Annotated in this window: 13 protein-coding genes and 1 pseudogene; 4 read left to right on the forward strand and 10 right to left on the reverse strand. The window is 69.5% G+C overall.

The features are described from left to right. Window positions 1–124 precede the first annotated feature (124 nt). On the reverse strand, window positions 125–820 hold the full coding sequence (locus tag ABZ909_RS02030; protein ID WP_356995737.1) for a lipid droplet-associated protein: 696 nt from the start codon (window positions 818–820) through the stop codon (window positions 125–127). Window positions 821–934: 114 nt separating this feature from the next. Between ABZ909_RS02030 and ABZ909_RS02035 the strand changes: the two genes are divergently transcribed. Next, window positions 935–1,951, forward strand: a complete 1,017-nt coding sequence (locus tag ABZ909_RS02035) for a 4-hydroxy-3-methylbut-2-enyl diphosphate reductase (RefSeq protein ID WP_356995738.1) — start codon at window positions 935–937, stop codon at window positions 1,949–1,951. Window positions 1,952–2,088: 137 nt separating this feature from the next. Here ABZ909_RS02035 and ABZ909_RS02040 read toward each other — a convergent pair whose 3' ends face one another. Then, window positions 2,089–3,246, reverse strand: a complete 1,158-nt coding sequence (locus ABZ909_RS02040; RefSeq protein ID WP_356995739.1) for a DUF6542 domain-containing protein — start codon at window positions 3,244–3,246, stop codon at window positions 2,089–2,091. A gap of 296 nt (window positions 3,247–3,542) precedes the next feature. Further along, window positions 3,543–4,685, reverse strand: a complete 1,143-nt coding sequence (locus ABZ909_RS02045; RefSeq protein ID WP_356995740.1) for a DNA recombination protein RmuC — start codon at window positions 4,683–4,685, stop codon at window positions 3,543–3,545. Between the two features lie 324 nt (window positions 4,686–5,009). Here ABZ909_RS02045 and ABZ909_RS02050 point away from each other — a divergent pair. Then, window positions 5,010–6,128 (forward strand): annotated as a pseudogene (locus ABZ909_RS02050) (exonuclease SbcCD subunit D); the annotation flags it as partial. 421 nt (window positions 6,129–6,549) lie between these two features. Further along, window positions 6,550–9,900: an SMC family ATPase gene (locus ABZ909_RS02055; protein WP_356995741.1), complete on the forward strand. Its 3,351-nt coding sequence runs from the start codon at window positions 6,550–6,552 to the stop codon at window positions 9,898–9,900. 54 nt (window positions 9,901–9,954) lie between these two features. Here the strand turns inward: ABZ909_RS02055 and ABZ909_RS02060 are convergent, their stop codons facing one another. After that, window positions 9,955–10,422, reverse strand: a complete 468-nt coding sequence (locus tag ABZ909_RS02060; protein ID WP_356995742.1) for a nuclear transport factor 2 family protein — start codon at window positions 10,420–10,422, stop codon at window positions 9,955–9,957. 10 nt (window positions 10,423–10,432) lie between these two features. Next, window positions 10,433–11,017 (reverse strand): NAD(P)H-dependent oxidoreductase, encoded by a 585-nt coding sequence (locus ABZ909_RS02065; protein WP_356995743.1) that lies wholly within the window; start codon window positions 11,015–11,017, stop codon window positions 10,433–10,435. Window positions 11,018–11,153: 136 nt separating this feature from the next. On the opposite strand from ABZ909_RS02065, the gene sigJ reads away from it, so the two are divergent. Then, the gene (gene sigJ / locus ABZ909_RS02070; protein ID WP_356995744.1) at window positions 11,154–12,044 is read left to right on the forward strand and encodes an RNA polymerase sigma factor SigJ; all 891 of its coding nucleotides are present in this window, start codon (window positions 11,154–11,156) and stop codon (window positions 12,042–12,044) included. 39 nt (window positions 12,045–12,083) lie between these two features. On the opposite strand, the gene ABZ909_RS02075 is transcribed toward sigJ, so the two are convergent. From ABZ909_RS02075 to ABZ909_RS02095, 5 genes are all read right to left on the reverse strand, one after another. Next, window positions 12,084–12,356: a DUF2277 domain-containing protein gene (locus ABZ909_RS02075; protein ID WP_356995745.1), complete on the reverse strand. Its 273-nt coding sequence runs from the start codon at window positions 12,354–12,356 to the stop codon at window positions 12,084–12,086. 72 nt (window positions 12,357–12,428) lie between these two features. Next, window positions 12,429–12,947, reverse strand: a complete 519-nt coding sequence (locus ABZ909_RS02080) for a methylated-DNA--[protein]-cysteine S-methyltransferase (protein ID WP_356995746.1) — start codon at window positions 12,945–12,947, stop codon at window positions 12,429–12,431. Beyond that, on the reverse strand, window positions 12,944–14,446 hold the full coding sequence (locus ABZ909_RS02085; protein WP_356995747.1) for an Ada metal-binding domain-containing protein: 1,503 nt from the start codon (window positions 14,444–14,446) through the stop codon (window positions 12,944–12,946). Before ABZ909_RS02085 ends, ABZ909_RS02080 begins: the two co-directional genes overlap by 4 nt. A 67-nt stretch (window positions 14,447–14,513) precedes the next feature. After that, a complete protein-coding gene (locus ABZ909_RS02090; protein WP_356995748.1) occupies window positions 14,514–14,753 on the reverse strand; it encodes a YbdD/YjiX family protein in 240 nt (79 codons plus the stop codon). Between the two features lie 7 nt (window positions 14,754–14,760). Next, window positions 14,761–17,088 carry a carbon starvation CstA family protein gene (locus tag ABZ909_RS02095; RefSeq protein ID WP_356995749.1) on the reverse strand — a complete coding sequence of 776 codons (2,328 nt, stop codon included), beginning with the start codon at window positions 17,086–17,088 and terminating at the stop codon, window positions 14,761–14,763. Window positions 17,089–17,359: the final 271 nt, after the last annotated feature.

The following is a 17,359-nucleotide window of genomic DNA, read 5'->3' on the forward strand; positions in this document are numbered from 1 at the left end:
CGCCGATGTGATGGTGGCGGAGTTCCGGGGCCGATGCCCGACGTTTGTGCCGGGGTCCGGAGCGGAGCCCGCAGTCTCGAGGGGTTTCAGGGGCGAAACCCCTGAAAGCTCCCGAGAGTCGGGTTCACTTCGCCTGTACGGTCGCGATGCGGTTGGTCAGCATGGTGACGAACGGGGCGCGGTCGAGCGTCTCCTGCTCGTAGGCGAGGAGAGCCGCGAGGTCATCGACGGTCAGCTGGCGCAGGCGGGCGCGAAGCTGGGCAATGGTCATGGCGGAATAGTCGAAGCGGGCCGCCACTTCGGGCTCGGCGACGGCGCCGGTGTTGTGGCCGTTGGTGGCCGCCTTGGAAGCCGTTGCGGGCGAGTCGGTCTCGGTGACCTCCGGTTCGGCTGCCTCCTGCGCGGCCGATTCGGCGGGCACCGGTTCGGTCTCGACCGCGACCGGTTCGGGGGCCGCGACCGGCTCCACCACGGCCGGGGCAGGCTCCGCGACGGCCGGGTCCGGCTCGGTGAAGAGGTCGAAACGGCTCTGCCGTCCCGATTCGCCGGCGAAGCTCGGAGTTTGCTCGTCTGCCTCGTCCTCATCGAAGGTGGCCCAGGCGGGCTGTTCTTCGGGCTGGTTGAGCAAACGGTCGAAAACAGCGTCGCCCTTGAGAGCAAGGCTGGTCACGAACTGCTGGAGGTGCATGGTGGTCTGCAGCACCTGGCTGATCGCGGTGATCGGGAAATTGATCGCGGTCGTCGGTAGCCGACGAGTTTCCTCGAGAGCATAGACGGCGGCCCCGGCGGCGACCCGGGCCAGGAACGGAGGTCGGAACATGCCCCTAGCCTGCCCGAAACGCCGTGTGATGCAAAGGCGAAAAGCCGTGAAAAGTGATTGTGACCCTGACCTCCGCGCGAATGCGCACCGGAGCGCACACGTATTCTGTGGGGCATGTCCTCGGCTATCCCTTTGAACGTCGGAATCGTCGGGTCCGCGGCGGTTGCTGCCGACGCGCCACAGGGCCCACAAGAGAAGCGAGTACTGCTCGCCGAACCGCGCGGCTACTGCGCCGGTGTGGACCGAGCGGTCGAAACGGTGGAGAAGGCGCTCGAAAAGCACGGCGCGCCCATCTACGTCCGCAAGGAAATCGTGCACAACCGGCACGTGGTGGAAACGCTGCGCGAGCGCGGTGTGGTCTTCGTCGACCAGACCGAGGAGGTGCCCGAGGGCGCGCTCGTGGTGTTCTCCGCCCACGGCGTCTCCCCGGCCGTCCACGAGTCCGCCGCCCGGCGCAACCTGCACACCATCGACGCCACCTGCCCGCTGGTCACCAAGGTGCACCAGGAGGCCAAGCGCTTCGCCCGCGACGACTTCGACATCCTGCTCATCGGCCACGAGGGTCACGAGGAGGTCGAGGGCACCGCCGGTGAGGCGCCCGATCACGTGCAGCTGGTGGACGGCCCCGACGCCGTCGACTCGGTCACCGTGCGCGACGAGAACAAGGTGATCTGGCTCTCCCAGACCACGCTGTCGGTGGACGAGACCATGGAGACGGTCAACCGCCTGCGCCAGAAGTTCCCCATGCTGCAGGATCCGCCGAGCGACGACATCTGCTACGCCACCTCCAACCGCCAGACCGCGGTGAAGGCCATGGCTCCCGAATGCGATCTGGTGATCGTGGTCGGCTCCCGGAACTCGTCCAACTCGGTCCGGCTGGTGGAGGTCGCGCTGAGTGCCGGCGCCCGCGCCGCGCACCTGGTGGACTATGCCCGCGAGGTGGATGCCACCTGGCTGGAGGGAATTCGCACGGTCGGCGTCACCTCCGGCGCCTCGGTTCCGGAGATTCTCGTGGAGGGCGTGCTGGAATTGCTGGCCGAACACGGTTTCGGTGCGGTGGTTCCGGTCACGACCGCCAATGAGACGCTGGTCTTCTCGCTGCCGCGCGAACTTCGCACCGCGCGCGCGTAGTAATCGTTCTGGAACGCATTCGCGCCCTCCACATTCGTTGTGGAGGGCGCGAATTGCTGTCCGGATGATCTTATTTCGTGCCGAATTTCCGATTGCCGGAAATCTACGGTGCGAGTCGCTCGAATGTCGCCGGGGATTCAGCGTTCGATGCGACCCGAATCACGTTCGCGGTAGCGCACATTCGGACGCGGGTGCGGCGGCAGTTCACCCGGCTGCGCGCGGCGGCGGCGGCCACCCTCGGCGGCGGGGGCCGGATTGCGTTCGGGAGCGGCATGACGTTCGGCGCCGCGACCCGCGGCCTGCTCGGGGCTCTGCGCGTGACGGCGGCGGCCCTCGCCCTGGGCGGCCTCCGGTGCCGGCGGGGTGGCGCGACGCTCCCCGTTCCGGGAGCGATCGGCCGGGGCGGCGCGGCGCTCGCCCGGGCCGGGCTGGTCGCCGGTGCGGGACGGCTGCTCGGCGTACTGGGCCCGGCGGCGGCCCTCGGCGGTGGCGGCGCCGGACTGGTCCGGGCGCGCGGCGCGACGGCGGCCTTCAGTGGCGGGCGGGGTGCGCTCGGCGGCGACCTGATCCGGATCCTGGGCGCGACGGCGGCGGCCTTCGCCGGCCTGCCGGCCGGTGCCTACCCGCGGCGGCCCGGCCGCGACCCGGGCACCCGCGCGGCGGGGCGCCCGGGCCGTCTCGGAGTCGGGGGTGTCGCCTTCTTCGGCGGTGTCCGCGCCGGGCCGGGAGCGGCGTCTGGCGGGGTCCTTGGAGCCGGCGGAGCGGGTGCGCTGGGCACGGGTGCTGCCGGGGCGGGTGGCCCGGGTCCTGCGCGGTTCGCCGGTCGCGCCGGCCTTGGTCTCGCGGTGGTGCAGCACGATGCGGATCGCGCCGACGATCAGCGCGATCACGGTGGCCAGCGCCATGGTGGGGAACCGATTCACCAGCGGGATGGCCAGATTCAGCAGGATGTCCTTCAGCTTGAGACTGCCGGCGGACCCGAATAGGAACTGGTAGGCCAGCGGCACCGCGACGAACAGCAGCAGCGGCGGCAGCACGAGCGTCGTGAACAGTCCGCGGTAGCGGACCGCGAGCACGGCCACCACACATCCGGCGATGTACAGCGCGGTGAAGGAACCGGTGAGTTCGCTGCCCTGTGGTCGAGTACCCGTGCTCTGAGCGTCGATCAGGAGACCGATGAACGTGCACGTCACAGCGATCAGCACCGCGGCTCCGGCCGGGACGCCGGGAACCGACGGCAGGATCGAACGGTGCGACGGGGGCACCTCGGTTCGCTCGCGTTGGGTAACTGCCACGTCAAGCACACTAAGGCATATCGGTGTTTCGCGAGGCAGGCGACATCACGCGGGTATGCGGAAGCTCTGTCTAATTTGCTCTCCGCTCCGCTCCGGGCGTGTTCGCGGCGCAAGCGCGGGGAGGTGGAGCGAAGGTCTCGGTCTTCCCTCCTCCACTCCTCCGCTTCCCTCCCCCGCTCCAAGCGCGGGGAGGCGGAGCACAGTCCAGAACGAGCGCTCCGCCGCCCCGCGCCTGCGCCGCGAACCTCTGCGTGCTTGCCGACCGGGCTCTGAATGGCGTGCTCATGTGTCCAACCTCATCCTTCGCGATCCATCGCGTCTGCGAAGCCGACTGCGCGCGGCCAGCTCTCGACCCTGCGGACTTCGGGGACCGGCGCGTCGGCGATCTCCAGGTCGTGCAGCTTCCGGGCGGTCACCATGACCCGCGACTCCACCGACGCCACGGTGTGGTTGTAGGCGTCGACCGCCTTGCCCAGCTGCGCGCCCAGCCGGTCCAGGTGGCGGCCGGTGGTGCCGAGCCGGGTGTAGAGCTCACGGCCCAGCTGCTGGATCACCGCCATATCCGCGGACAGCGCCTCCTGCCGCCAGCCCAGCGCGACCGTGCGCAGTAGGGCCATGAGTGTGGTGGGCGTCGCCAGGACCACATTGCGGCCGAAGGCGTACTCGAGCAACCCGGAGTCGGTGGTGAGGGCCGCGTCCAGGAACGGATCGCCGGGCACGAACAGGACCACGAACTCGGGGGAGGGATCGAAGGCCGCCCAGTACTCCTTGGCCGCCAGCTGATCCACGTGGTTGCGCAGATGCCGGGCGTGGCGGGCCAGGTGGCCCTCGCGCTCGCGCGGGTCCTCGGTGCCGGCGGCGTCCAGGAAGGCGATGCAGGGCACCTTGGCGTCCACCACGATCTGACGGCCGGCGGACAGGCGCACCACCAGATCCGGGCGCACCACGGTGTCGCCGCGCTGGGTGACCTGGGTGTCGAAATCACAGTGCCGGGCCATGCCGGCCAGCTCGACCACGCGCTCGAGCTGGATCTCGCCCCAGCGGCCGCGCACCTGGGGCGCGCACAGCGCGGCCACCAATTGACCGGTCTGCGTGGACAACTGATGTGACATCCGCTGCATGCCCGCGACCTGTTCGCGCAGGCCGGAGTACGCGTTGATGCGGTTGTGCTCGACCTCGCGAAGGTGGCGGTCGAGGCTGCCGACCGCCTCCCGCAGCGGATCGACCAGCGCGCCGATGGCATGGGACTGCCGCCGGGCCGCGTCGTCGCTGGCCGCGCCGAGTGATTGCCGCAACAGCTGCTCGTTGTCCCGCATGGCCGCCAGCCGAGCCTCGGCCACCGCCGCCCGCTGTCCCGCGCGCGCGGCATGCCCGAGCCAGCCCAGGGCCAGCCCCGATACGAACACCAGCAGCAGCGCGAACAGCATCGGTGCGGTCATGGCCAGAGATAGTGCCGGAGACCACCGACAATTCCGCCTCTCCGGGACTTCAGCGGCGGGTCGGGACGGTTCCGTCTCTCCGGGGCTTCAGCGGGCCGCTCGGAGACAATTCCGCCTCTCCGGCACTTCAGCGGGCGGCTCGGAGCCGTCGACCGTTGGCCGTCCGTGCCGGCGGCTGGGTGCCGACCCGATTCCGGGCGTACCCGGTGAGTTACCCCGACCGTTGCGAAATCAGTTGTCGCCCTGGCATACGCGCGGCGTGTTCGACGCGACTCGCGAGGGTGTCGCGCGGGTTGTCGGGGGGATCTAATAGCGTCTTGCGGCATGCGGATCCTGCACACCTCCGACTGGCATATCGGGCGCACCTTTCATGGCGTCGATCTGCTGGCCGATCAGGAGTGCTCACTGCGGGCCGTGGCGGAATTGGTGGCGGCCGAGGGCGTGGATGTGGTCGTGCTGCCCGGGGATGTGTACGACCGTTCCATTCCCAGTGCGGATGCGATTGCGGTATGTAATCGCGGATTCGAGGCAATTCGGGCGGCGGGGGCAACCATTGTCGCCACCTCCGGTAATCATGACTCGCCGACTCGGCTCGGTGCGCTCGGCAGTTTCGCGGCGGCGGGCGGATTGCATTTGCGCTGCCGGATCGCGGATGTGGCGCGGCCGATCGTGCTGTCCGATGAATTCGGCGATATTGCCTTTTACGGCATTCCCTATCTGGAGCCGGAGATCACCCGGGCGGAATTGGGCGTGCCGCAGGCGCGTTCGCACGCCGAGATCCTGGACGCGGCCATGAGCCTGGTGCGCGCCGATCTCGCCGGGCGGGCGGGGGCGCGGTCGGTGGTGCTGGCGCATGCCTTCGTGGTGGGCGGCGAGGCCACCGGGTCGGAGCGGTCCATTTCGGTCGGGGGCGTGGAGACGGTGCCGCTGTCGGCCTTTGCCGGGATCGACTATGTGGCGCTCGGTCACCTGCACTCGCCGCAGACGCTGTCGGAGTCCGTCCGGTATTCGGGTTCGCCGCTGCCGTATTCGTTCGGCGAGCGCTCGCACCGCAAGGCGGTCTGGATCGTGGACATCGACGTTGCGGGCCTGTCCGCCGTCCAGCGCCACGAACTCCCGGTGGTGCGCGGCCTCTCGCAACTCACCGGGCCCCTGGAATCCCTGCTGGAAGCGCCGGAGCACGCCGAAGCCGAATCACACTATGTCTCGGCCACCCTCACCGACGAGGCGCGCCCGGTGGACGCGCTGCGCCGCCTCCGCGAGCGTTTCCCGCACGCCGTCCACGTGGAATGGCAACGCCCCGAAGGTAACCCGGAACTCCGCTACCGCGAACGCGTGCACGGCCGCCGCGACACCGAGATAGCGCAGAGCTTTCTCTCCGACGTCCGCGGCACCCCCACCCCCGGCGAAATGACCTGGCTCGAACGCGCTCTCGCCGCCGCCACCCGCGAAACCGATGCCCCCCTACGCCTTCCCGCTCCGGCCACAGCCGCCCCGGCCGGGGCGGGCGCGTTGGTCGCCGTGCTCGATGATGCCGATGCGCCGGGTACGGACGCCGGACGTGGATCGGTGGGCTCGGACGGTGCCGACTCGGTCGGAGGCGGCGGGGCCGAGGTTGCGGCGCGGGTGGTGAGTGCGGCCGGGTTCGATGGGTCGGTGCGCGGGGTGGATGCGGCGGAGGCCGATGCGGCGCTCGGTTTGTTCGATCTGGGTGACTTCGGGCTGGAGCCGGGCGAATCGGGCGAAGTGGCCGGCGGGATGACCGCATGAGCGTTGGGGCGCTGAGTGTTTCGGCGTGTCCCGCGGTGGGCGGTGGGTGCCGGGTAGTTGGATGGGGAGTGGCGTTGCGGGAAGGGGGTGCTACGTGCGGCTGCATCGGTTGGAGCTGACCGCGTTCGGGCCGTTCGCCGAGACGGCCGTGGTGGACTTCGACGAGCTCGGTGCGGACGGGTTGTTCCTGCTGCACGGGCAGACCGGGGCGGGGAAGACCACGGTGCTGGACGCCATCGCGTTCGCGCTGTACGGGAGCGTGCCGGGAGCGCGTGGCGATATCAAGCGGCTGCATTCGGACCACGCCGACGAGCAGACGCCGCCCCGGGTGCTGCTGGAGGCCACGGTCGGTGGCCGGCGGCTGCGCCTGAACCGGTCGGCGGAATTCCAGCGCCCGAGCAAGCGCGCCAAGTCGGGCTGGGTGAAGGAGAACGCGGCCGCCACGCTGGAGTGGCTGGACGGGCGGGGCCAGAATCTGTCCCGAATTCCCGATATCGGCGACGAGGTGCTGCGCCTGCTGGGCATGAGCGCCGACCAGTTCTTCCAGGTCGTGCTGCTGCCGCAGGGTGACTTCGCGCGATTCCTGCGCGCCGACAACGAGGATCGCGAGAAGCTGCTCGAAAAGCTCTTCGACACCGAGCGTTTCGGCACGGCCGAGCAGTGGCTGGTCGACAAGCGCCGCGCGAGCTCCGCCGATCTGGATGCCCGCAAGCACAGCATCGACCGTCTCATCGCCCAGGTCGGCACGGCCGCGGGTCTGCCCACTACCGAGACGGCCGGGCTCCTCGAGTCGGTCGGCTGGTCGCGGTCCCTGCTGGCCGCCGCCCGCACCCTGGTGACCGAGTCGGCCGCCGATCTGCGGCAGCGCCAGCAGGATTCGGCCGGTGTCCGCGCCGCCGCCGAGGCGGAGCGCCGCCGCCACGAACTCTTCCGCCGCAGTACCGCGGCCCACACCCAGCTGGCCGACTTCGCCGCCACCGCCGACCACCGCGCCGCGCGCCAGTCCGAACTCGACCGGGCCCGCCGCGCCGAACCCGTCGCCGCCGCCCTGGCCGAGGCCCGCGCCGCCGCCGTCACCCTGCGCCGCCGCACCGACGACGCCACCCGCGCCGCCGAGCAACTCGCCGATCGCCTCCTCGAACCGGCCAGCGCGGAACTCCCCGGAACAACCTGGGCCGCAGACGATCTCGCGGCCGTGGAACTCACCGGCACCGACCTTGCCGCCGACCTCGATGACATCGCCGCCGACCCGGGTCACGCTGGAGATCTCACCGTCACCGGCTCGTTCGACGCCGGGGACTCCGGCCCCGGTGACCGGATACACGACGGCAACGGCGTCGAGTCGCTCGCCGGCTCCGGCGATCGTTGGGCCGACGGTGATCCGGGGCGAACCCGTGGTGCGGGCGGTATCGCACCTGATGTCCACTCGGCCCCGGAACGCCGGCCGGGTGCGGACGTTGGACCGGCGATGCTCGAGGGCCGTGCCTCGGGCCTCGAGGCGGCCGTACAGCGGTGGAGCGCACAGGTGGGGGCGCTCGATGAGGTTCGGGCGGATGCGGATTCGGCGACTCGGCTGACGCGCGAGCTGGCCGGGTTGCGGACCGAGCAGGCCGATCTGGATGCCCAGGCCAGCAAGCTGGCTCAGCGGTTGCGGGAGCTGCCGGAAGCCGTTGCGGCGGTGGAGGTCCGGTTGCGGGGCGCCGCGGATGCGGCGGCCGCGCTGCCCGGACTGGAGGCCGAGTGCCAGCGGTTGCGTACCTCGGCCGCCGCCGCGGTGGAGCTGGAGCGGCGACGCGGTGAACTGGCCGGGGCGGGAACCGCTTTCGAGCGCGCGCGGACCGGGCACGCCGAGGCGTGGCAGCGTACGCAGGCACTGCGGGAGCAGCGCATGGCCGGGATGGCGGCGGAGCTGGCGGAGGGCCTGGCAGCCGGTGAGCCGTGCGCGGTGTGTGGGTCCCTCGCGCATCCGGATCCGGCGCGGCCCGCCGAGCACGTGGTGTCCAAGGCCGACGAGGACGCGGCGCTGGCCGCGGAGCGGAAGGCCGAGGCCGAGCGGGAGCGGGCCGGGCAGCTGGTCGCCGAGCTGGAGCGGGCGGTCGAGGTGCTGGTCGAGCGGGGCGGTGATGTGGACAAGGCGGAACTGGCCGCCGCACTGGACGATTCGACCGGGCGGTACACCGGGGCAAAGGGCATCGCGGGGCTCGTGGACGGGCTGACCGCCGAATTGAGCACGCTGCGCGCGGATCAGACTCGTCTGCAGGACGAGGTGCGGGAATGTGAAAGCCGGTCCAGTGCAACAACGGAGCGGATCGTCGCCACCGACCGGCGGCTGGCCGAACTCACCGAGCGGCTGCGCGCGGCCGCCGGCGCCGACGGCACGGTCGACCGCCGCCGGGCCCGTCTGGCGGCGCTGGTCGAGGAGGCCACCGCGGTGCGGTCCGCGCGCGTCGAGGTGGCCACCGCCCGCGAGCAGGTCGCGGCGGCCGCCGTCCGGGTCGAAAAGCTCTCCTACGACGCGGGTCTGGTGGATTCCGCGCCGTCGGTGATGGGGGAGTCCGGGCCGGACTACGGCGTGCTGGGCGAGTACGCCCGCGCGGTCGACGCCGCCTCCCGGACCGTCGCGCAGCAGACGGCCATCGAGGACGAACTGGTGGCCGCCGACCGGGCTCGCGCGCACGCCGAGGCCGTGCTCGCCGAACCTGAGATCCAGTCCGTCGGGGAGGTCGAACCCGGTGATCCCGGCGGGATGGAAACCGCAGTGGCGCAGGCGGAATCGGAGCTGAACCGGGCCGTCGCCGCGAATGCCGAAGCGGACCGGCGACTGGGCCAGCTGGAGGGCCTGTGCGCACAGCTGTGGGCGGCCGTCGATCGCATCGCTCCGCTCCAGCGTTCCCACGACGAGCTGGCCCGCCTGGCCGAGGTGGTGTCCGGCCGCGGCGAGAACAACCGCCGCATGTCCCTGCGCTCGTACGTGCTGGCCGCCCGCCTGGAAGAGGTGGCGCTGGCCGGTTCGGTGCGGCTCCGCCGGATGTCCGGCGGCCGTTACGAATTCGTCCACACCGATGCCGCGGGCCCGCGTGGCCGCCGCGGCGGCCTGGGCCTCGATATTCGCGACGACTACACCGGCGCAATCCGTCCGGCCAAAACCCTCTCCGGCGGCGAGACCTTCATGGCCTCTCTGGCCCTGGCCCTCGGCCTGGCCGATGTCGTGTCGGCCGAATCCGGCGGCCTGGTCATGGACACCCTCTTCATCGACGAGGGCTTCGGCAGCCTCGACGCCGACACCCTCGACGCCGTGATGGGCGTCCTGGACGAGCTCCGTTCCGGCGGCCGGGTGGTCGGGGTGGTGAGCCATGTGGACGAAATGCGCCAGCGCATCCCCAGCCGCCTGCACGTCATTCGCGGCCGCACCGGCTCCCGCCTCGAAACCTCCGTCGGCGCATGAGTTTTCGGGAGGGCGAAAGCCCGGACAGCGACGGCACCCGGCACCCCCGACCCGTCAGGGCTCGAGGTCGACCACGCCTTTGCCGCTCGAGATGTCGAACGGCACCGATACCTGATCGTGCGCGATCAACCAGGTGTCGTCGATCTTCCGCATGCCGTACGTGACCCGGACCCACATTCCGCTGGTTGTGGTCCCGTTTTTCAGCGTTCCGCTGAGACGAGCGAAGGCATGCCCGAATGCCACATCGTGGCCTACGGTGAACGTCAGGTCGCGAACCTCATAGGTCACACTCTCGAAGAACAGGAAGACTTTCGCCCAGTTCTCGAGTTTCGCCGCAATCCCGACATGCTGGAGCGGCGGCTCGACATCGAAGGACACGACGTCGGGCGTGTACAGCTGTCTCAGAGCGTCGAGGTCCTTGGCCCGCAGTCCTTCGCCCACCTTGTCGATGTTCCGGCGAATCTCGACTTCATCCACTTCGATGCGGCCGGTGCGTGACTGAAAGTCGTTGGGTGTGGTCATGATCGACTCCTCAGGAATTGACGAGAGTGGTTTCGGCGGCGGCTCGCAGCGGGGCGAGCGCACCACTCCAGGCGATGAGCTGATCCAGCGTCTTGGTCAGGGCGGCGGCATGATGGTCTCGGGGTGTGAAGGTGGTGTGGTCCTCGAAATCGGTGAGCATCGAGATCGCGACCTGATAGCCGACATCGGCCATGCCCAGCGTGCTGCAGACCACCCGTAGCTGCACCACGGCGCGGGCACCGCCGCCCGCGCCGTAGGAGACGAATCCGACTGCCTTGTCGGTCCATTCCGCGAAGAGGTGGTCGAGGGCGTTCTTCAGCACCCCGGGGGCGCCGCTGTTGTACTCCGGGGTCACAATCACGAAGCCGTCGAATTGGGCGATCCGTTCGGCCCAGTCGCGGGTATGTGCGTGCACCGACGGGCCGAAAATCGGCGGCACGGGCTCGTCGAGATGCGGGAGCGGGTGGTCGCGCAGGTCGATCAGTTCGAACTCGGCGTCGCCGCGTTGCGATGCCGAGTCCAGAACCCATCGGGCGACCTGCGGACCCTTGCGGTTGGGTCGGGTACTGCCGAGGATGATGCCGATTCTGATCATTTCCGGAACTCCTGCTTTGCTGAAACTGTCTCGGATCTACCGACGACACAGCAGTCCGGAATGTCAGGCCGCCTCACAAATCGGGTCGCTGATTCGTCGATTTCGGTGGGGTACGCACAGACCGAAGGAGCCGAACATGACCGACCCGCACCTGCCCGGGGTGATCGATGAACGCCGTCAGCTGATCAATCTCGCCTACCGGCTGCTCGGTTCCCTGTCCGAGGCCGAGGACGTGGTGCAGGAGACCTACGCCCGCTGGTACGCGCTGTCCGAGCGGCAGCGGCGGGAGGTGGCGGCGCCCGGCGCGTGGTTGACGACGGTCGCCAGCCGGATCTGCCTCGATCTGCTCGGCTCGGCGCGCGCCAGGCGGGAACGCTATGTGGGCGAATGGATTCCGGAGCCGGTCCCCGACCGATCCGAATGGTTCGTTGGTCTCGCCTCCGTCGACCCCGCCGACCGCGTCACCCTCGACGAGTCGATCAGCATGGCCTTCCTCGTCGTGCTGGATTCCATGACACCGGCCGAACGGGTGTCGTTCATCCTGCACGACGTCTTCCGCTATTCCTTCGCCGAGGTCGCCGACATCGTCGGGCGCACCCCCGCAGCCTGCCGTCAGCTCGCCTCCAGCGCCCGCCGCCGCATCGATACTTCGCGGAGCCCGTCGAGTGCTGTGCGCACCGAGGTGGTCCGGGATTTCAAACGGGCTTGGGAGACAAAGGATATCGAGGCCCTGATCGGCTTGCTCGACCCGCAGGCGATCGCTACGGCCGACGGAGGCGGCCTAGCACTGTCCTTCCCCGACCCTATCAACGGCGGCGAGCAGGTCGCTCACGCCTGGATGGAAATCGCCACCCACGGCCCCGCGGTAACCCTGCTGGAGCGGACGGTGAACGGCCAGCCCGGCCTGGTCGCGCAGCTCGATGGCACCATCGTCTCGGTCTACGCGTTCGATATCGCAGACGGCCGGATCACTCGCATCTGGGTGATCCGGAACCCGGAGAAACTGAGGCCCTGGACAGCCGGCTGAACTCAACAGCGCATCCGCACGCTGTTCCGGCCGATTCGGTTATCGGCCCACGAAACGCACTTCGGCGCGGGCGCGGGCCTTGGCCGCCTCGACTTCGCGGTTCTTCGGCGGGGCGGTGGTGGTCAGGTTCTCCAGCAGGCGGGCCGTGACCGCGGCGATCTCCTCCACCGCCAGGTCGAAGGCGTCCTGGTTGACGTGGGAGGGTTTGGTGCTTCCGCTGATCTTGCGGACGTACTGCAGGGCGGCCGCGTATACCTCGTCCGGGGTGGCCGGCGGCTCGAAGTTGTGCAGGGTGTGGATGTTGCGGCACATGGTTGCCACCGTACGCCCGGGCACCGACGCGGCCCGGGCACGCTCGGGTGTGGACCCCGTGGGCGAGGGGCCTCAGGCCGACTCGTGGTCGAGAAGCCAGCGCTTGATCGGCAGGCCGTAGCGGAAGCCGCCGAGGCTGCCGTCGGTGCGGATCACCCGGTGGCAGGGCACGAAGAGCGCGGCGGCATTGCGGGCGCAGGCATTGGCCGCCGCCCGGGTGGCGGCGGGCCGCCCGGAGGCGGCCGCGAAGTCGGTGTAGGTGACGGGGGCTCCGGCCGGCACCTTGCGCAGGATCTCCCAGGCGTGGGTGAGGAACGGCCCGGAGACCTGGCGGACGGCGATGCCGTCGATGGTCGTGAGGTCACCGGCGTGGTAGTCGGTGACGGCTCGAGTGACAGCGCCGAGGGTGTCGCGTCCGCGCAGCGCGGCGGGCCGGATGCCGGGGTGGATGAGCGCCCGAAGCTCCTCCGGATCGGCGGTCCAGCCGGAGGCGAGGACCACGCCGTCGGCGTCCACGATGGCGGTGAACGGACCGACGGGTGTCGCGACGGTGGCGTAATCGGCTGTGACGGTAGGGGTTTCGGAGCTCACTGCGGGGTCCTCCGGTTGGCCTCGGCCGGGTGGGCGAGGGCGTGTTTCCACAGGTGCATGGTGAGGTAGGAACGCCACGGCGACCAGCGGGCGGTATCGGTGAGGTCGATGCCGAGCAGTCCCGCGCCGCGGCGCACGATCAGGTCGGAGTGTAGGAGCACGTCCGGATCGGCGAGCAGGCGCATCGTGACGTAGTCCGCGGTCCAGGGGCCGACCCCGTCCAGGGCCAGCAGGTCGCGGCGCAGTTCACCGGCGGTGCGGCCGGAGTGCAGTACCAGGTCGCCGGTGGCCAGCGCCTTGGCCGCGCCGACGATGGCCTCGATGCGCCGGCTCGGCCCGGTCAGGACCTCCGAGCCACGTTCGGCGATGGCCTCGGCGGTGGGGAACAGGTGGGGGATCGGCCCGGCGATGGTCTCGCCCAGGCCCTGTACCAGTCGCGCGGTGTGGGTGTTGGCCGCGGCCACCGAGATCTGCTGCCCGATCATGGTGCGCAGCAGAAGCTCCGGGCCGTCCAGGCAGCCGGGGACCCGGATGCCGGCGGGTAATACGGCGCCTGGAAGGCCCGGGCGCGGTGGGCTTCCCGTTACTCTGATGGCCATGGCCTCGTCGATCCCGATGGGATCGGCGTCGAGATCCAGAAGGTGCCGGATGCGGGCCACAGTCGGCGCGAGGTCGCGCATGTCCTGCAGCGACAGCGACGCCCGCACGTGACCGGGCTGGATGGACAGCCGAATGGTGGTGTGGCCGTGCGGTGTTCGCAGGCTGCGGCTGTAGACGCCGTTCTCCCACAGCTCCAGCCCCGGGACGGTGTGGGCGGACAGGAACCATTCCAGCCACGACTTGTCCAGCGGTTCGCGATAGGGGAGTCGCAGCGTGAGCAGCCCGTTGGTGGCCGGGAGTGTGTCGCCGTTGCGACGCCGGGATTCCTCGCGCAGCGTGGTCGGGCTGACCGCGAACACCTCGCGCACGGTGTCGTTGAACTGCCGGATGCTGGCGAATCCGGCCGCGAACGCGATGTCCGACATGGGCAGCCGGGTGGTCTGGATCAGCAGCCGGGCGGTGTGCGCGCGGTGGGCGCGTGCCAGTGCCAGTGGGCCGGCGCCGAGCTCGCTGGTGAGTACCCGGGTGAGCTGGCGCTGGGAGTAGCCGAGGGCATCGGCGAGGGCGGGCACGCCGCCGCGTTCGATGACCCCGTCGCCGATCAGGCGCATGGCGCGTGAGGCCAGGTCCGCGCGGGTGTTCCACAGTGGCGAGCCGGGCGCGGCGTCGGGCAGGCACCGGCGGCAGGCTCGGAAGCCGTGCTGCTGTGCGGCAGCCGCGGTGGGCAGGAAGGTGACGTTGGTGCGCTTGGGGGTGATGGCCGGACAGGAAGGGCGGCAATAGATTCCGGTGGTGCGCACCGCGGTCACGAACTGCCCGTCGAACCGGGCGTCCCGGGTTGCCACGGCGCGGTAGCAACGCTCGAAATCCAAGTCGTTCGCACTCACGCATACCACCATGTCAGTCCCGGCCGACCTCTGCTAGCGGGTATCGGACATGGATGTTGGCGGAAAACCGCCACTCGTGTCAACAGCAGCGATTTGCCGGGTTCTTGGTCGCGGCCGCATGGCGATCGCGCCAATATTGGCGCTCGCTGGGAATCTCGCATCCCGGGTGGTGCAGCCGCAGGTGATCGACGTAGCGGGCGTAGTCGTTGCCGCCGAGGATCGAGTTGAACCACCAGGCAACGGCTTTCACGGACCGGACGAGGGCGAGCCCCGCCCGCCGCAGCGGACCTGCGGCGAGCGGGGCTTCGGGGTTACTCATCGGGGCGCTAATGACTGCTCACCGTGGCCGCGCCGGGCGCGCGGATCTTGCCCTCGGCGATCAGGGTGTCCCATTCCTGCTGGACCTCCTTCTCCGCCTTGGTGGCGAGGAAACCGCTGGGGCCGAAGATCTTCGACGGCACCTCCGGCGATTCGGTGGTCTCACCGCCGCCCTCGCGGATGGCGCGCAGGCAGACCCAGGCTCCGACCAGCGCCACGATCAGCACCATCACCGCGAACACGATGGAGAGCGTGCCCTGGACGAAGGTATTGCGGATGATCTTGTCCATATCGTGGATCTGCTGATTCAGCGCGGCGACGTCCTTGACGCCCTTCGGCAGCTGCCCCGAATCGCGCGCGGCGATGTAGGCGTTCTGCTTGTCGACGGTGTTGTAGTGCAGCGTCCAGTAGCCAATTTTCGGGTCACCCGAGAAGATCTTCTGGAACGAGGCCGTCATGGTGACGATGAGGTCCCAGACCAGCGGAAGCGCCGGAATCCAGGCCCATTTCACGAGACCCTTCTTGACCACGATCACCAGCACCACCGTCAGCGCGATCGCGGCCAGCAGCTGGTTGGAGATGCCGAACAGCGGGTACAGGGTGTTGATGCCGCCCAGCGGGTCGGTGACACCCATCAGCAGCACCGAACCCCACGCCGCCACGACCACGCCGGAGCAGACGAACACGCCCGGCCACCACGACGGATCCCGGAACTTCTTGGCCACCCCGCCCAGGTTGCCCAGTGAATCCGAGAGCATGAACCGCGCGACACGGGTGCCGGCGTCGATGGTGGTGAGGATGAACAGCGCCTCGAACATGATGGCGAAGTGGTACCAGAACGCCTTGAGCGAGGTACCGCCGATGAACTTGTGCATCACCTCGGTCATGCCGATGGCGAGGGTGGGCGCGCCACCGGTGCGCGAGAAGACCCGGGACTCACCGACGCCCTGCGCCATGTCGTTCAGGTACTTCGCGTCGATCGGGCTGCCGCCCACACCGAGCTTGTTCACGCTGTCGGCCGCCGCCTGCGCCGAGGTGAGGCCGGGGCTGTTGATGGCGAAGTACAGGTGCTGATCCAGGATCGACGCCGCGATGATCGCCATGACCGCCACGAACGACTCCATCAGCATGCCGCCGTAGCCGATCATGCGCGCCTGCGACTGCTTCTCCAGCAGCTTCGGCGTGGTGCCCGAGGACACCAGCGAGTGGAAGCCGGACAGCGCGCCACAGGCGATGGTGATGAACAGGAACGGGAACAGGCTGCCCGCGAAGGACGGACCATTGCTGTTGGACGCGAACTGGGAGACCGCGGGGGCCTGCAGCACCGGCATGGTGACCAGCACGCCGATGGCCAGCAGACCGATGGTGCCGATCTTCATGAAGGTGGACAGGTAGTCGCGCGGAGCCAGCAGCAGCCACACCGGCAGCACCGAGGCGATGAAGCCGTAGATGATCAGCATCCAGGCGATGGTGGTGCCCGACAGCGTGAACAGGTCGCGGCCCCAACCGGATTGGGACACCGGGTTGCCGAGCAGAATCGCCGCCAGTAGCAGCACGAAGCCGAACAGCGACACCTCGCCGACCTTGCCGGGCCGGAAGAAGCGCAGGTACAGGCCCATGAACAGGGCGATCGGGATGGTCATCGAAATGGAGAACACACCCCACGGGCTGCCGCCCTCGAGTGCGCCGGTGGCCGGATTCTTGGTCGCGGCAAGGGCATTCACCACGACGATGCCCAGCACCGCGAGCAGGATCATCATGATCACCAGCACCGCGATGATGGCCGCGACGCCGCCGACCACGCCGAGTTCGTCGCGCGCCATCTGGCCCAGCGACCGGCCGCGGCGCTTCACCGAGGCCCACAGCACCAGGTAGTCCTGCACCGCACCGGCCAGCACCACACCGACGATGATCCAGACGGTGCCGGGCAGGTAGCCCATCTGCGCGGCCAGCACGGGGCCGACCAGCGGGCCGGCGCCGGCGATGGCGGCGAAGTGGTGGCCGAACAGGACCCGGCGGTCCATCGGCATGTAGTCCTTGCCGTTCTCCATCTCCTCGGCGGGAGTGGCGACGTCATCGCGCGGCTTGGTGATCCGGTATTCGATGAGCCGGGCGTAGAACTGGTACGCGAGTATGTAGGTGCAGAGGGCGGCGATAACGATCCACACCGCGTTCACGTTCTCGCCGCGCATGAAAGCGAGGATGGCCCAGGCGATTGCGCCGATCACGGCTATGACGAGAAAGATGCCCTTCTTCGCGGGCGTCATGGGCGTCCGGTCCACGACACCTACCGGAGGCAGGTCGGGATCCGTCCGGAGGTATTCGATGGTCGCCATGCGACAACTCTCCCTGCGGTACTGCGGCTTCTAACTTAAATGGTCACAACGTAGCCCAACCGACATGCGGGTGAACCGGCTTCGAGCAGCTGTTCACCTGGTGTCGTATCGCCGGGTACGGGTGGCCCGGGGGACGCTGCGGCCGACCCGCGGGGGTGGTGCGAGCCGGCCGAACTCCCGCGATTTCGCGTGTTTGCCGCGTGTCGCAGGTTGCTCCCCGTATGCTGCCATGCTGGTTCGAGATCTGCGTCACTGTGGTCCTTTAGTTCGT

The sequence above is a fragment of the Nocardia sp. NPDC046763 genome (genome assembly GCF_040645495.1).
Classification (GTDB): Bacteria; Actinomycetota; Actinomycetes; order Mycobacteriales; family Mycobacteriaceae; genus Nocardia.

Excerpts from the sequence above, each read along its gene's own strand:
- ABZ909_RS02065 (WP_356995743.1), bottom strand. The coding sequence starts at position 11,017 with ATGATCAGAATCGGCATCATCCTCGGCAGTACCCGACCCAACCGCAAG.
- ABZ909_RS02035 (WP_356995738.1), top strand. The coding sequence starts at position 935 with ATGTCCTCGGCTATCCCTTTGAACGTCGGAATCGTCGGGTCCGCGGCG.
- ABZ909_RS02045 (WP_356995740.1), bottom strand. The coding sequence starts at position 4,685 with ATGACCGCACCGATGCTGTTCGCGCTGCTGCTGGTGTTCGTATCGGGG.
- sigJ (WP_356995744.1), top strand. The coding sequence starts at position 11,154 with ATGACCGACCCGCACCTGCCCGGGGTGATCGATGAACGCCGTCAGCTG.
- ABZ909_RS02090 (WP_356995748.1), bottom strand. The coding sequence starts at position 14,753 with ATGAGTAACCCCGAAGCCCCGCTCGCCGCAGGTCCGCTGCGGCGGGCG.
- ABZ909_RS02060 (WP_356995742.1), bottom strand. The coding sequence starts at position 10,422 with ATGACCACACCCAACGACTTTCAGTCACGCACCGGCCGCATCGAAGTG.
- ABZ909_RS02095 (WP_356995749.1), bottom strand. The coding sequence starts at position 17,088 with ATGGCGACCATCGAATACCTCCGGACGGATCCCGACCTGCCTCCGGTA.
- ABZ909_RS02085 (WP_356995747.1), bottom strand. The coding sequence starts at position 14,446 with ATGGTGGTATGCGTGAGTGCGAACGACTTGGATTTCGAGCGTTGCTAC.
- ABZ909_RS02075 (WP_356995745.1), bottom strand. The coding sequence starts at position 12,356 with ATGTGCCGCAACATCCACACCCTGCACAACTTCGAGCCGCCGGCCACC.
- ABZ909_RS02030 (WP_356995737.1), bottom strand. The coding sequence starts at position 820 with ATGTTCCGACCTCCGTTCCTGGCCCGGGTCGCCGCCGGGGCCGCCGTC.